The organism is Lawsonibacter celer, assembly GCF_014281125.1.
Taxonomy (GTDB): Bacteria; Bacillota; Clostridia; order Oscillospirales; family Oscillospiraceae; genus Lawsonibacter_B; species Lawsonibacter_B celer.
This window is the reverse complement of record NZ_JACOEA010000001.1, coordinates 740,206-753,873: the sequence shown is the minus strand read 5'-3', so window position 1 is coordinate 753,873 and position 13,668 is coordinate 740,206. Positions and strand designations below refer to the sequence as shown.

Genomic DNA, 13,668 nt, shown 5'->3' with positions numbered 1-13,668 from the left:
TCTTAGGAACCCAGGACAGTCAGGGCGGACTGGGCCAGCAGGGCGGCCCCCAGGGGGAGGGCGGAATCGTCTGTACAGAATCGCTCATGATGCCAGCAGGGATTTTCCCGCCCCGGGAAACCGGAACCCAGCCAATAGAAGAAAGCTGGTACATCCTGCGCCAGCACGGCAAAATCTTCTGACCCCATATCAGGCCTGGGGGAGACAATGTGCTTTGCGTCGGTCACCGCCTCGGCGGCCTGCCGGGCCAAAGCGGCCATGGCCGGGCTGTTCACGACCGGCGGCACGTCGGGGAGGTGCGTTACCTGGGCGCTACAGCCGTAGGAGGCGGAAACTCCGTTTGCCAGCTCGGTAAGGCGCGCCTGGATGCGGGAGTGGGCGCTCTGGCTGTGAAAGCGGATGCTGCCAGTGAGCGTCATCCGGTCGGGCACAAAGTTGTCCGGCGTACCCGCGTGGACGGAGTGTACCGAGCATACAGCCGCGTCCATCGGGTCCACATCACGGCTGACGATGGTCTGAATGGCGCCTACCAGAGCACAGCCGGCCACAATAACGTCTGCGTATTTGTGCGGGGAGCCTCCGTGTCCTGTGCTCCCCCGGACCGTGACAGTAAAATGGGACTTGCCTGCCATCACCGGCCCCTCCATCAGGGCGATCTGTCCGGCAGGTAGCTCCGGCCGGTTGTGCAGCCCGAAAAGCGCGTCCGGGCGGGTGGGCAGCCTGTTCCAGAGACCATGGGCCACCATGGCTTTGGCGCCCTGAGTGATCTCCTCAGCGGGCTGGAACAGAAAAACCACGTCTCCGGACAGAACCTCCCGCCGCCGGGCCAGTAGGCGGGCGGCCCCCCACAGGCATGCGGAGTGGAAGTCGTGCCCACAGGCGTGCATCACCCCGGGGACCTGGGAGACCACGGGCAGACCCTCTGGTTCCTGTTGGGCGATGGCATCTATATCCGCACGAAGGGCCACTGTTTTGCCAGAGCGTCCGCCCCGCAGCAGGGCGACCGCTCCGGTCTCCATATCCAAGTCTATCAGCTCGAATCCAAGGGAGGACAGCCGGGCCTTCAGCAGAGCGGTGGTGCGCTTTTCCTGAAAGCTCAGCTCCGGGCGGCGGTGCAGATCCTGTTTCAATTCCAGCAGCTCCGGGGCCAGTGCCCGGGCTTCTTCCAGCAGTTTCATGGAGCAGTCTCCCTTCTGTGCCAGGCGCTGCCTTGCACTTGGCGGAATCTTTGGTATAATCATATATTACATGGGTTGGAAAAGCAAGGAGAGAGCGATTTGTCTGTCAGTCAGAATGATTTTTCCAAGGGCAGCATGCCCCGCAGCATCCTCAGCATGGCGCTGCCCATGACAGTGGCCCAGCTGATCAATATTCTTTACAACATTGTGGACCGGATGTACCTGGGGCGTCTGCCTGGCCACCTGGCCCTGACCGGCCTGGGGCTGTGCCTGCCCATTATTTCCATTGTGATGGGCTTTGCCAACCTGTGCGGAACCGGCGGCGCACCCCTGTGCTCCATCCACCGGGGAAAGGGGGAGCAGGAGGAGGCCGAGCGCATCATGGGCAATGCCTTTACCCTGCTGGTGTGCTTCGGAGTGGCCCTGACCGTGCTGGGCCTGCTCTTCCGCAGGCCGATCCTCTATCTGTTCGGGGCCAGCGACGCCACATTTCCCTACGCGGACGACTATCTGACCATCTATCTGTGCGGTACCGTATTCGTCATGATTGGCCTGGGCATGAATCCGTTCATCAACGCCCAGGGCTTCGGCCGCATGGGGATGCTCACCGTGGCCCTGGGCGCGGTGGTCAACATTGTGCTGGATCCGATCTTTATCTTTGCACTGGATATGGGGGTGCGTGGCGCGGCCCTGGCCACGATCATCTCCCAGGGCTGTTCAGCGGCCTGGGTGCTGGGATTTCTCAACGGAAAGCGCGCCATTCTCCGCCTGCGACTGTCCGCACTGCGGCTGGAGTCGGGAAGGGTAAAGCGTATTTTGAGCCTGGGAACCTCCGGCCTGGTGGTCAACCTGACCAACAGCCTGGTACAGGTGCTGTGCAACGCCAGCCTGCAGGTTTATGGCGGCGACCTGTATGTGGGCGTGATGACGGTGGTCAACTCCGTGCGGGAGGTCATCTCCATGCCCGTCTCCGGCATTACCAGCGGCTGTCAGCCGGTGCTGGGCTATAATTACGGCGCCAGGCAGTACAGCCGGGTGCGCCAGGGCGTCCGCTTCACCGCGGCGGTGACCATGGTCTATTCCGTCGCGGTATGGGCGGCAACGATGCTCTTCCCGGAGCAGCTGATCCGCATCTTCAATAACGAGGCGGACCTGATCGCGGCTGGTATTCCGGCGTTTCGTATCTATTTTGCCGTATTCTTCTGCATGTCCTTCCAGTTTATCGGACAGTCGGTCTTTGTGGCGCTGGGCCGGGCCAAAAACGCCATCTTTTTCTCCCTGCTGCGCAAGGCGTTTATTGTGGCCCCGCTCACACTGATCTTCCCGGCCCTGGGCATGGGAGTCACAGGGGTCTACCTGGCCGAGCCAGTCTCCAATGTGGTGGGTGGACTGGCCTGCATCCTCACCATGTACATGGTGGTCTACCGGCCCCTGGGGCGGCTGGAGGATCAGTTGGACCGCTGACAAAGGGCGCCCGCACAGCGGGCGCCCTTTTTTCTGTAAAAATTATTCTGTGGTGAGATATTTCCGCTTTCCGGCGGGTATTAAGAGTGAAAGGCCTTTCACAGACCATCAGGAAGAAAGGGAGTTCCCATGACGGATGAGACATTTGAACAGGCGGCCCGAGCCTATGGCGACATGCTCTACCGGGTGGCCTATCACGCGCTGAAGAACCGGGCGGACGCGGAGGACGTAGTCCAGACCGTGCTGCTGAAGCTGTACCAGCAGGAGAGCTGCTTTGAAGGGGGAGACCATATGAAGCACTGGTTGCTGCGGGTGACGGTGAATGAGAGCCGGAAGCTGCTGCGCTCCTTCTGGCGGCGGCACGCCGTGCCGCTGGATGAGCGTGACGAGCTGCCGCCGCCGGGAGACACCCGGAAGGAGGAGGTATTCCAGGCGGTGATGGCCCTGGATGCCAAGTACCGCTTGAGCGTGTATCTCTACTACTACGAGGGCTGTTCCGTCAAAGAGGCGGCCGCAGCCATGGGCGTCAATCCGTCCACCGTCCAGACCTGGCTGCAGCGGGCCCGGGGCCGGCTGCGGAAGACGCTGTCCGAAGCGGAAGAAGAGGGGAAAGGGGAACCCATATGTACGACCTGAACGCATACCGTGAACGATGCTCAGAGTTGTGTCTCTCTGAGGACAAATTACAGGAGGTCATTGCCATGACAGAACAGACCAAGAAGAACTCCGTCCGCCGCCCTCTGCGTGTGGGCCTGATCGCCGCCGCCCTGTGCGCCTTGCTGGTGATCTCGGTCAGTGCCGCCAATCCAGAGGTGCTGGAGGGGATCATGACCGCGATCCGATCCTCTGTGGCCGTGGGGGAATACCGGCAGGATCTGACCATGGATACCGGAGAGCAGGTTGTTGCCCTGGCCTATCCGGAGGTCAGCGTGGAGGAGCGGGAAGGCCGTGTGCTCCTGACCGTGGATGGTCAGGAGACCGACATTACCGATGCCCTGAACGAGAAGGGCAGCTATCTGTGGGCGTATGGGGATGAGGGCGCTTCCGTCCAGGTGGAGGTTACCTTAAACGAGGAGGGCAAGCCCCAGGCGGTTACCAGCATTGTACCCGCCGGCAGGGATATGGAAGAGTGCGGGGTGTCTATGGTCACCGAATCTGTTATCACTACAACAGAAGAATAAGCCGGACGGCACCAACCCGGGCAGCCCTGTGGGGCTGCCCGGGTTTTTGACTAAATCGGTATTGCGTGGTATAATATCTTTACCTGTTGGTATTTCTGAACTGGGAGGATCTTCCATGAAACTCATGGTCATTGACGGCAATTCCATTATCAACCGGGCCTTTTACGGAATCCGGTTGCTCACCACCCGGGACGGGACTCCCACCAACGCCGTCTACGGCTTTATCAATATCCTGCTCAAGCTGCTGGACGAGGAGCGCCCAGACGCTCTGTGCTGCACCTTCGATATGCGCGCCCCCACCTTCCGGCATCTGGCCTATGAGGGCTACAAGGCCCAGCGCAAGGGCATGCCGGACGAGTTGGCGGCCCAGCTGCCCATACTCAAGGATGTGCTGGACGCGATGAACATCCCCCGCTACCAGATGGAGGGGTGGGAGGCGGACGACCTCATTGGGACCATCTCCGTGAAGGATACGGCGGCGGGGTGGGATACCGTCATCGTCACCGGGGACAAGGACTCCCTCCAGTTGGTCACCAATACCACCCGGGTGAAGCTGGTGTCCACCCGGATGGGGCAGACTACCACCAAGGAGATGACCCCGGATTCCTTCCGGGCGGACTACGGCTTTGACCCCATCCATATCATCGACCTAAAGGCCCTGATGGGGGACGCTAGCGACAATATCCCCGGCGTCAAGGGCATCGGGGAAAAGACAGCTATGGACCTGATACAGCGCTACCAGAGCGTGTCGGCCATCTATGACGGCCTGGACGAGGTGGAGGCCAAGCCAGCCGTGCGGAAAAAGCTGGAGGAGGGACGGGAACAGGCCAGGCTCTCCTACAAGCTGGCCACCATTCGCTGCGATGCGCCCCTGGATTTTTCACCGGAGGATGCCCGCCGGCGGGAGCCCAACGCCCCGGCGCTGTATGAGCTGTTCCTCAAGCTGGAATTTGCCAAGCTGATTGAAAAGCTGGGCCTGAAGGCCGTTCAAGGGGACGCCTCGGTATCGCCGGCGCAGGTGGGGAGCTGCGAGAGCGAGGTGGTCACGAAACGGGAGCGAATGGAGGAGCTGCTCTCCCTCTGGCGGACGCGGGACCACGTGAGCGTACTGGCGTTGCCCGATCTGAACGCCATATGCGTGGAATGGGGAGAGAAAAACCCGGGCCGGGCGGCCCTGTTTATTTCGGGCCGGCTGGAGTGCTACAACGACTTCCTCCGGGGGCTCTTTGCCGCGGACGTCAAAAAGGTCTCCCACAATGTGAAGGACCTGATACACGCGCTGCTAGCGGAGGGACTCAGTCCCGAAGGCTTTGTGTTTGACACCGCTCTGGCGGCCTATCTGCTGGCCCCCACCGACGGGAGCTATGATCTGGAGAAGCTGGCGGTGACCTATTTCAATTTTGAAGCGCCCAAGGCCAAGCTCTACCTCGACCCGGACGCCTTTGGTCCGCTGGGCGACCCGGTGGGGCCCATGGGCGCGATGATGAGCCATGCCTCCCTGATCGACCTGCTCTACAGCGCTCTCGCCCCACGCCTGGCGGAGTTGGGGCTCGAGCAGGTATACGAAAAGGTGGACCTGCCCCTGTGCCGGGTGCTGGCGGAGATGGAGCGGGCCGGGATGCTGGTGGACCGGAAGGCGCTGGCGGAATTCGGGGTCATGCTGGATGCGCGCATTGCCAGGCACGAGGCCAGGATTTATGAGCTGGCGGGGGAGCGGTTCAACATCAACTCCACCCAGCAGCTGGGGCGCATCCTCTTCGACAAGCTGGGCCTGCCGCCGGTCAAAAAGACGAAAACGGGGTATTCCACCAATGCCGAGGTGCTGGACAAGCTGCGGGGCGCGCACGAGATCATTGACGTGATCCTGGAGTACCGCCAGTACGCCAAGCTCAAGAGCACCTATGTGGACGGCCTTTCCAAGGTCATTGCGCCGGACGGGCGGATCCACACCTCCTTCCAGAACACGGTGACCGCCACCGGGCGGCTGAGCTCCGTGGAGCCCAATCTCCAGAACATCCCGGTGCGCACCGAGCTGGGGGCCGAGCTGCGCAAAATGTTTGTTTCCGGGCCCGGCATGGTGCTGGTGGACGCGGATTACTCCCAGATCGAGTTGCGCCTGCTGGCCCACATCGCCGGGGACGCGCACATGATTGACGACTTCCGCTCCGGCCGGGACATCCACACCGCCACCGCCGCCCAGGTGTTCGGCGTGCCGGCGGAGGAGGTCACCCATGAGATGCGCCGCCGGGCCAAGGCGGTGAACTTCGGCATCGTCTACGGCATTTCGGCCTTCTCCCTCGCCCAGGATATCGGGGTGCCCACCTACGAGGCCAAGGAGTATATGGAGCGCTACTTTGAGCACTATTCCGGCGTGCGGGCCTATATGACGGATGTGGTGGAGCAGGCCAAGAAGGACGGCTATGTGACCACCCTGCTGGGCCGCCGCCGCTGGCTGCCCGAGCTCAAGTCCTCCAATTTCAACCTGCGCTCCTTTGGAGAGCGTGTGGCCCTGAATATGCCCATCCAGGGCACAGCGGCGGACATCATCAAGCTGGCCATGCTCCATGTGGACCGGCGGCTGAAGCGGGAGGGGCGGAGGGCCCGGCTGGTGCTCCAGGTCCACGATGAGCTCATTGTGGAATGTACGCAGGAGGAGGCCGGGCAGGTGCAGTCCCTGCTGACCGAGGAGATGGAACACGTGATGGATCTGGCCGTCCCGCTGACGGCGGAGGCCCACAGCGGAACGAGCTGGGCGGAGGCGAAGGGCTGATATGAACTATAAGCTGGTCCCCATGGACCGCTCCCACCTGCCGCAGGTAGCGGCGCTGGAGCGGGCATGCTTCTCCGATCCCTGGTCTGAGCGCCTGCTGGAGGAGGAGCTCTATAACGAGCTGATCTCCCTGGTGGTGGCCCAGGGGGAGGACGGAACGGTTCTGGGCTACGCCGCGGTGCAGGCTGTGCTGGACGAGGGCAGCCTGGAGCGCATCGCCGTGGCGCCGGCCTGCCGGCGGCAGGGTGTGGCGGAGGCCATTCTGGAGGCCTATCTGCGCTTTGGGCGGGCTCACCTGGCTTTCCTCACCCTGGAGGTGCGGGAGGGCAATGCCCCGGCCATCGCCCTGTATGAGAAGCTGGGCTTTGCGGCGGTGGGCCGCCGGAAGAGATATTATGCGGATACCCGTGAGGATGCGCTGATTATGACATTGGAGTTTGCACATGAAACTGCGTATACTGAGTGATCATGAGCTGGAACAGCTCTACAATATCCACATGGTAAAGGATTTTCCGGATGCGGAGCGCAAGCCCCTGACCGCCATCCGGCGGCTGGTGGAGACCGGCCGGTATGACCCGCTGGCCGCGGAGGAGGACGGACAGGTCCGGGGCTACGCCATGGTGTGGACGGCACAAGGTGGACAGGGGAGCCTTCTGGAATACCTGGCGGTCCTGGACGGACAGCGCAGCGGCGGCCTGGGTGGGCGCATCCTGGATCTGCTGGCCGGGCGCTATGGGCATCTGTTCGGAGAGGCGGAGGCCCCCGACGATGCGGACCCGGCGGTGAACGAGCTGCGCCGCCGGCGGCTGGGGTTTTACCGGCGCAATGGCTTCCGGGTGCTGGACTATGAGTGTGCCCTCTTCGGCGTCCACTATAACTGTTTATACCGGGGTCCGGAGACGGACGACCAGGCGGTGCTGGCGATGCACCAGGCGGCCTATGACGATGTATTTGTGCCCCCGCGCCTGCGCCGGTATTTCCAGATTCCCCTGTACCCCGGTGAGGCCATTGTTCCGGCCGAGCGGTGGCTGGACTGAGAAAAGAGGTCCTTGTTTCATGAATATACTGGCTTTTGAATCCTCCTGTGATGAGACCGCAGTGGCGGTGGTGCGGGACGGCCGCACCGTCCTTTCGGACGCCATCGCCTCCCAGGCGGATATGCACGCCCTCTATGGCGGCGTAGTGCCGGAAATCGCCTCCCGCAAGCACATTGAGGCCATCGCTTCCCTGACGGATCAGGCCATGGAACTGGCCGGGATCGGCAGGGGAGAGGTGGACGCGGTGGCGGTGACCTACGCCCCTGGTCTCATCGGCGCGGTGCTGGTGGGGGTCAATTTCGCTAAGGCAGCATCCTATGGCCTGGGCGTGCCGCTGGTGCCCGTCCACCATGTGCGGGGCCATATTGCGGCCAACTACATCACCCATCCGGACCTGGAGCCACCCTTCGTCTGCCTGTGTGTCTCAGGCGGCACCACCGCCATTGTGGACGTGCGCTCCTATACCGAGATGGAGGTGCTGGGTGCCACCCGGGACGATGCGGCGGGGGAGTGCTTTGACAAGGTGGCACGGGTGCTTGGCATCGGCTATCCCGGCGGCGCCCCCATGGACGCTCTGGCCCAGGGCGGGGACGATACCCGTTATGAGCTGCCCCGCGCCCACGTGGAGGGGGCACCCTTGGACATGTCCTTCTCCGGGCTCAAGACTGCGGTGCTCAACCTGGCCCATAACGCCGCGCAGAAGGGAGAGGTACTGGACCTGCCCGGCCTGGCGGCCTCCTTTGCCGCCGCAGTGAGCGACACCCTGGTGCCCCGGGCCATGGAGGCCGCCCGCAGCAGGGGATACGGCAAGGTGGCCGTGGCCGGCGGCGTGGCCGCCAACACCCGGATTCGGTCTGACCTGGAGCGGGCCTGCCGCGCAAGCGGGGACAGGCTTTTTCTGCCCGCTCTCTCCCTGTGCGGGGATAACGGGGCCATGATCGGCTGCCAGGGCTATTATGAATATTGCGCCGGCCGGCGGGCGGGGATGGACCTGAACGCCTATGCCAACCGGGACATTGGGAAGGGCTGAATCATCAGCCCTTCCTTTTTGCAAAAGAAGCGATTCATTTGCTGTATTGGTTTGATTTTTCTTTATGTAAACTAAAAGAGAGATATACGAAAAAAAGAAATTAAATTTTTGGATGTGCAAAATAATGTGGAAAAGCTCAGAAGTGGTTGAGATAAAACAGAAAAACACCTGTGGAAAAAGAGGTGTAAAATGTGGATAACTTTTAGTAGAAATAATTATAAAATTAATTTATGTAAATATAGAATGAAGATTTTTCCAAAAAAATAAAATAAAAAAATAATAGATTTTATTAGAATCAAGGATTTTTTAAAACAAGTCAGGAGATTACCGATTTTTACCTGTTTTAGAAGAGCGCGCTTTTAGAGGAAAGGCCGGCGGAATTTGCAATAGGCCTGTCATCGAGAGGAAAATTATACGGAGAGTATTTTGCTGTGTGATGGCACAATCCGAATCAGGAAATGGGCCATTGACGAGGCGAAAAGAGTATGGTATAATCTTACCCCGGCAGAATATAAGTGAAATGCTGGTGTAGCTCAGTCGGTAGAGCAGCTGATTCGTAATCAGCAGGTCGCTGATTGTCCGTAAGGATTATCTTTTCAAACGGCAGCAAATGTGGTAAACTAAAAACAGAACCTGACGGAGAGCTGGTTCTCATATGCTGGTATAGCTCAGTCGGTAGAGCAGCTGATTCGTAATCAGCAGGCCAGCGGTTCAAGTCCGCTTACCAGCTCCATTAAGTCCGTCAGTTGTTCTGACGGACTTTTTGTTTTTGGGAGGTGTCTGTATGAGCGAACGTGAATATGAAGCGCTGCGCAGCGCCCTTGCATCTACCCGCATGGAAGGCTTTGATGTTACGGAACAGACAGAAAAAGACTGCGTCCGGCTCATGAGCGGCGAAGTGTCCGTGGCCGACCTCGTAAAGGAGATCCTGGCCCGTCCTGCAAAGGCGGTGTGATATGGGATATAGCATCGACCCTATCTCTGCCAACTGCTACCCAGGCACCACGATCCTCATCAACAAGTTTGATATTCAGGACGAAGAAAAGCTGAATGAGATTGAGAGTGTCCTCTCCTCTGCCCGATACGCTGAGTGGCTGAGCGCACCACAGTCCATGGCTTTTGACTTCGAACATTATAAAGCCATTCACCGATTTCTTTTCTCTGACCTGTATGACTGGGCCGGTGAAGTCCGTACTGTGAACATTAGTAAGAAAGGTACCCAGTTCGCGCCTGCCGAAAATATCGAGCACCAGGCAGAGCTGATTTTTAAGCGGCTCAAGCAACTCAATTATTTCAAAGGACTGTCCCACGGCGAGTTCGTCGAGGAAATCGTAGATTTCTATTGCATCACAAATGCCCTTCACCCTTTCCGTGAGGGCAACGGCAGAACCCAGCGTGCCTTCTTGACGCAGCTCATCCGCAATGCCGGTTATGATATCAGCTTCGCTGATATGGATACGGAACTGCTGATGATTGCCACTATTCAGTCTGCGCAGGGTGTGACGGATATGCTGAAGCAGATATTTCATGAAAGCATCAAATAACAGTTATATTGTAAATAGCTTTTGAAATGGACGTGTATACTTGAGAAAACGAAGTTTTACCATTTTTAAAATTGCAATAACAATCATCAGTTTGCTTTGTGCGATCATATTCAAAAGCCAAATTGATTGGGCAAACTTAGGAAATAACTATATCGAAATACCTTTAGTAAAAGAAATACTATATGACCTCTCTATTGGCGTATTCTCCGCAATGATTTTGGTTTGGTTTATTGATGAAATCGGAAATCATATCCAAGAACGAAAATCCCAAGAAAAAGAGCGGGACACAATCAGACGATTCAATAAAATAATTTTGCTCTACATCAACCAGTACATGGAGCTCTTTTATTGTGTTGTCACCCCTATAGAAGAACGTGACCCCGGAAACGTTAAGTTGCCGGAGAATTTTACATTACGGGACATGCGGGATTTGTATTACCCATCAGCGCGACTAAATGAAAAACTCCACGGTTCATCCGTGGAAGCATTTTTGCGAGTCGAACAAGAATTGCGGGAAAAGTTTATGCACATCATAGAGTCCCATGATTTTGAATATTATCCGAAGATTTCAGAGATCCTCTTAGGGTATATTCAATTTTCGCTCGCCTTTGATTCTCGTGCCGCCATTCTGGATGCGCCCAATAAAACGCTCACATCCCAAAGTGATAAGGATGTTAAAGGAGTTCCAATGACAAACCTTATCCATGATTGGTTGGAAAAAGAAGCAGACAGCTTTTTTCAAAAGAATCTCGACAAGGAAAATGTTACGGTGAACCCCTTGTTTTTTCCTTACATATGCTTATACCGAATGATGCAACAAGAGAAAAAATACATCTTGCAGTACCGTGAAGAAGTCGAGAACTTGGGTTTATGATATTTGAAATAATGCCAATATATCTCCGCTAAATCCATGGTCGCGTAGGAAAACGATGTGACCTATGGGCAATCGGTACGGGTAATTAGACATCCACAAGCTATCATACGATGGCTTGTGGATGTCTTTTTCTGCTTTTAGGTATAGCTTTCCGCTACCTTCTGTGGTAACTTGTGTTGCTACAGGAGGTGTGGAACATGAACAAACTACTGAAAGCATTATACGACAGCTTTTATGAAAGACCATCTGCGGCACAGCTCAAAGCCGAGATCGAGCGTTGCCACCAGGCACTCATTGAAAAGCTGGACAAACCGGAGAGAAGACTGGTGCTGCAAATCATTGACTGCAAAGACCAGATTGCCGAAGATCTGTCTATCGACAGCTTTATCTGCGGTTTCCGTCTGGCGTGGAAACTGAGCCAAGAATTGAATATGTATGACAAAGGGCGTTTTGCTTTGACCGATTGGGTCGAGTAGGACGCCCTTTAACTATTCTTCGCTGGAATTGAAATGAGTCCAAACGCAAAAACTTAGTCGTATATCAAGGTTTCCTCTAAACTTAAGGTACATAGAAAAAGGAGGAAACTGTTATGAACGAAAACACAGGAAAGCTATACGGATATATCCGAGTATCCACAAAAGAACAGAACGAAGACCGCCAGCGGTTGGCCATGCATGAATTCGGTATCGCAGACCGCGAACTCTATATGGATAAGCAGTCCGGTAAGGACTTTGAGCGCCCAAACTATAAGAAGCTCATAAGAAAACTAAAACCGGGCGACACCCTTGTCATCAAGAGCATCGACCGGTTGGGTCGCAACTATGAAGAAATTCTGGAGCAGTGGCGCATCATCACCAGAGAGAAAAAAGCTGCCATCGTGGTGCTGGATATGCCGCTGTTGGATACCAGGCAGGGGCGTGATCTGACGGGAACACTTATCGCAGACATTGTCCTTCAGCTTCTGAGCTATGTGGCACAGACGGAACGAGAATTCATTCGCCAGCGGCAGGCCGAAGGTATCGCAGCCGCAAAAGCCAGAGGCGTTCACATGGGACGGGTGCCAATGGAGATACCGGAAGAATTCACTCCCGTGTATGACCAATGGAAACGCGGTGAGGTTTCCGGCAGAGGTGCAGCCAGGATGCTCGGAGTGGCACAGCACACATTTACCAAGTGGGCCAGCGCTCAGGTCTGAAAATTTGAGCAGAAAAGTACACCTTCGGTGGCGATGAGTTTGAATGAAAGTACACCTTCATACTCTCACCAAAACGACCTTGATATACGCTTTGTCTGGACAATTTCGCAACCATAATTATACATAATCACAATTGAAAAAGCAATAGAAAGGCGAGCATTAAGGTGTACCTTTGTGCTCAACGGGCTGTGCGCGAACTGGAGAGATACAGAAGGTACGTGATGCCATGGCGAAATCTCTATATGACTTCTGCATTGAAAAAGATGAGTTTGAGCTGCTTGTCCAATGGGATAAGCAAAAGAATGGTGAGCTCACACCGCGCGATGTATCCCATGGAAGCCACAAGAAAATATGGTGGAAATGCGCCTTTGGGCATAGCTGGCAGGCTGTCGTATATACCCGTACCGGTCAGCGCTCCGGTTGCCCTTATTGTACTGGCAGGTTGCTGCCACCATCAGCCAGAGTTCTTGCTGACGAATGTCCGGAACTGGTGAAAGAGTGGCATCAAAGCAAAAACGCCGGCTTGACTCCCTATGATGTTCCACCAGGCACCCGTCAACGTGTATGGTGGCAATGCGAGAATGGGCATGAGTGGATCGCGCAGGTCAATTCCCGTGTGCGGGGTTCAAAATGCCCTGTTTGCAGTAATAAGAAAGTTCAAAATGGCGTGAATGACCTTGGCACAACACATCCGGAGATTGCAGCCCAATGGCACCCAACAAAAAACGGCACATTGAAACCGCAGTACGTGGTGTACGGCAACCACCGCAAGGTTTGGTGGCGGTGTGAAAAGGGTCATGAATGGGAAGCAACCATTTTGTCTCGCACCACACTTGGCAACGGTTGCCCTGTTTGCGCCGGTAAGGTCGTGATCCCCGGCGTCAACGACCTCGCCAGTCAGAAACCGCATATTGCGGCACAATGGCATCCAAGCAAAAACGGAGTTCTTACCCCGCAGGATGTTACACCATACAGCAACAGATACGTTTGGTGGGTCTGCGAGAAGGGACATGAATACCGTACGGCTATTGCCCACCGTTCACAGTCTGAGTCAGATTGCCCGTACTGCAAAAACCGAAAGGTTTTAGCGGGGTTTAACGATTTGGCAACGATAGAGCCCAAAATTGCACAACAGTGGCACCCAGAGCTCAACGTACCGCTGACACCTCAGATGGTGACAGTGGGCAGTGCCAAAAAAGTCTGGTGGCAGTGCGCTGAGGGCCATATCTGGCGGGCGGTAATTTATTCCAGAACCGGCGACAAGAAATGCGGATGTCCGGTATGCTCCGGCAAAGTAAAAGAATCCAAGCAAATCCGCTATGCGGATATCATGGCCGAAAGGCTGAAAAACAAGTAGTTATACGGCAAAAGCCGAAACTAAATAAATCTAAAAAG

At 56.4% G+C, this 13,668-nt stretch carries 14 protein-coding genes and 2 tRNA genes; 15 read left to right on the top strand and 1 reads right to left on the bottom strand.

Going from position 1 to position 13,668, the window contains the following annotated elements; genetic code table 11:
* Positions 1-2: 2 nt before the first annotated feature.
* Positions 3-1,178, bottom strand: coding sequence for a M20 metallopeptidase family protein (locus H9Q75_RS03590; protein WP_186564763.1), 1,176 nt, complete (start codon positions 1,176-1,178; stop codon positions 3-5).
* Positions 1,179-1,313: 135 nt separating this feature from the next.
* Here H9Q75_RS03590 and H9Q75_RS03585 point away from each other — a divergent pair, with 135 nt between their 5' ends.
* The 15 genes from H9Q75_RS03585 to H9Q75_RS03515 all read left to right on the top strand — a co-directional run bounded on the left by H9Q75_RS03585 (position 1,314) and on the right by H9Q75_RS03515 (position 13,630).
* The gene (locus tag H9Q75_RS03585; RefSeq protein WP_186565018.1) at positions 1,314-2,642 is read left to right on the top strand and encodes an MATE family efflux transporter; all 1,329 of its coding nucleotides are present in this window, start codon (positions 1,314-1,316) and stop codon (positions 2,640-2,642) included.
* A gap of 129 nt (positions 2,643-2,771) precedes the next feature.
* Positions 2,772-3,278 carry an RNA polymerase sigma factor gene (locus H9Q75_RS03580; RefSeq protein WP_186564762.1) on the top strand — a complete coding sequence of 169 codons (507 nt, stop codon included), beginning with the start codon at positions 2,772-2,774 and terminating at the stop codon, positions 3,276-3,278.
* Positions 3,279-3,343: 65 nt separating this feature from the next.
* Positions 3,344-3,823 (top strand): hypothetical protein, encoded by a 480-nt coding sequence (locus H9Q75_RS03575; protein ID WP_186564761.1) that lies wholly within the window; start codon positions 3,344-3,346, stop codon positions 3,821-3,823.
* 115 nt (positions 3,824-3,938) lie between these two features.
* On the top strand, positions 3,939-6,593 hold the full coding sequence (gene polA, locus H9Q75_RS03570; RefSeq protein WP_186564760.1) for a DNA polymerase I: 2,655 nt from the start codon (positions 3,939-3,941) through the stop codon (positions 6,591-6,593).
* Position 6,594: 1 nt separating this feature from the next.
* Positions 6,595-7,059, top strand: coding sequence for a ribosomal protein S18-alanine N-acetyltransferase (gene rimI, locus H9Q75_RS03565; RefSeq protein WP_186564759.1), 465 nt, complete (start codon positions 6,595-6,597; stop codon positions 7,057-7,059).
* Positions 7,037-7,630 carry a GNAT family N-acetyltransferase gene (locus H9Q75_RS03560; RefSeq protein ID WP_186564758.1) on the top strand — a complete coding sequence of 198 codons (594 nt, stop codon included), beginning with the start codon at positions 7,037-7,039 and terminating at the stop codon, positions 7,628-7,630. Before rimI ends, H9Q75_RS03560 begins: the two co-directional genes overlap by 23 nt.
* A gap of 19 nt (positions 7,631-7,649) precedes the next feature.
* Positions 7,650-8,660, top strand: a complete 1,011-nt coding sequence (tsaD, locus tag H9Q75_RS03555; protein WP_186564757.1) for a tRNA (adenosine(37)-N6)-threonylcarbamoyltransferase complex transferase subunit TsaD — start codon at positions 7,650-7,652, stop codon at positions 8,658-8,660.
* 530 nt (positions 8,661-9,190) lie between these two features.
* A tRNA-Thr gene (locus H9Q75_RS03550) sits at positions 9,191-9,269 on the top strand.
* 48 nt (positions 9,270-9,317) lie between these two features.
* Positions 9,318-9,393 (top strand) — tRNA-Thr (locus H9Q75_RS03545).
* Positions 9,394-9,444: 51 nt separating this feature from the next.
* Positions 9,445-9,615 carry an antitoxin VbhA family protein gene (locus H9Q75_RS03540; RefSeq protein ID WP_186564756.1) on the top strand — a complete coding sequence of 57 codons (171 nt, stop codon included), beginning with the start codon at positions 9,445-9,447 and terminating at the stop codon, positions 9,613-9,615.
* Between the two features lies 1 nt (position 9,616).
* Positions 9,617-10,204, top strand: a complete 588-nt coding sequence (locus H9Q75_RS03535) for a Fic/DOC family protein (RefSeq protein ID WP_186564755.1) — start codon at positions 9,617-9,619, stop codon at positions 10,202-10,204.
* 40 nt (positions 10,205-10,244) lie between these two features.
* Positions 10,245-11,078, top strand: coding sequence for a hypothetical protein (locus H9Q75_RS03530; protein ID WP_186564754.1), 834 nt, complete (start codon positions 10,245-10,247; stop codon positions 11,076-11,078).
* A 197-nt stretch (positions 11,079-11,275) separates the two neighbouring features.
* Positions 11,276-11,554 carry a DUF6809 family protein gene (locus H9Q75_RS03525; protein ID WP_186564753.1) on the top strand — a complete coding sequence of 93 codons (279 nt, stop codon included), beginning with the start codon at positions 11,276-11,278 and terminating at the stop codon, positions 11,552-11,554.
* A 113-nt stretch (positions 11,555-11,667) separates the two neighbouring features.
* The gene (locus H9Q75_RS03520; RefSeq protein WP_186564752.1) at positions 11,668-12,273 is read left to right on the top strand and encodes a recombinase family protein; all 606 of its coding nucleotides are present in this window, start codon (positions 11,668-11,670) and stop codon (positions 12,271-12,273) included.
* 226 nt (positions 12,274-12,499) lie between these two features.
* Positions 12,500-13,630 (top strand): zinc-ribbon domain-containing protein, encoded by a 1,131-nt coding sequence (locus H9Q75_RS03515; protein WP_186564751.1) that lies wholly within the window; start codon positions 12,500-12,502, stop codon positions 13,628-13,630.
* Positions 13,631-13,668 lie beyond the last annotated feature (38 nt).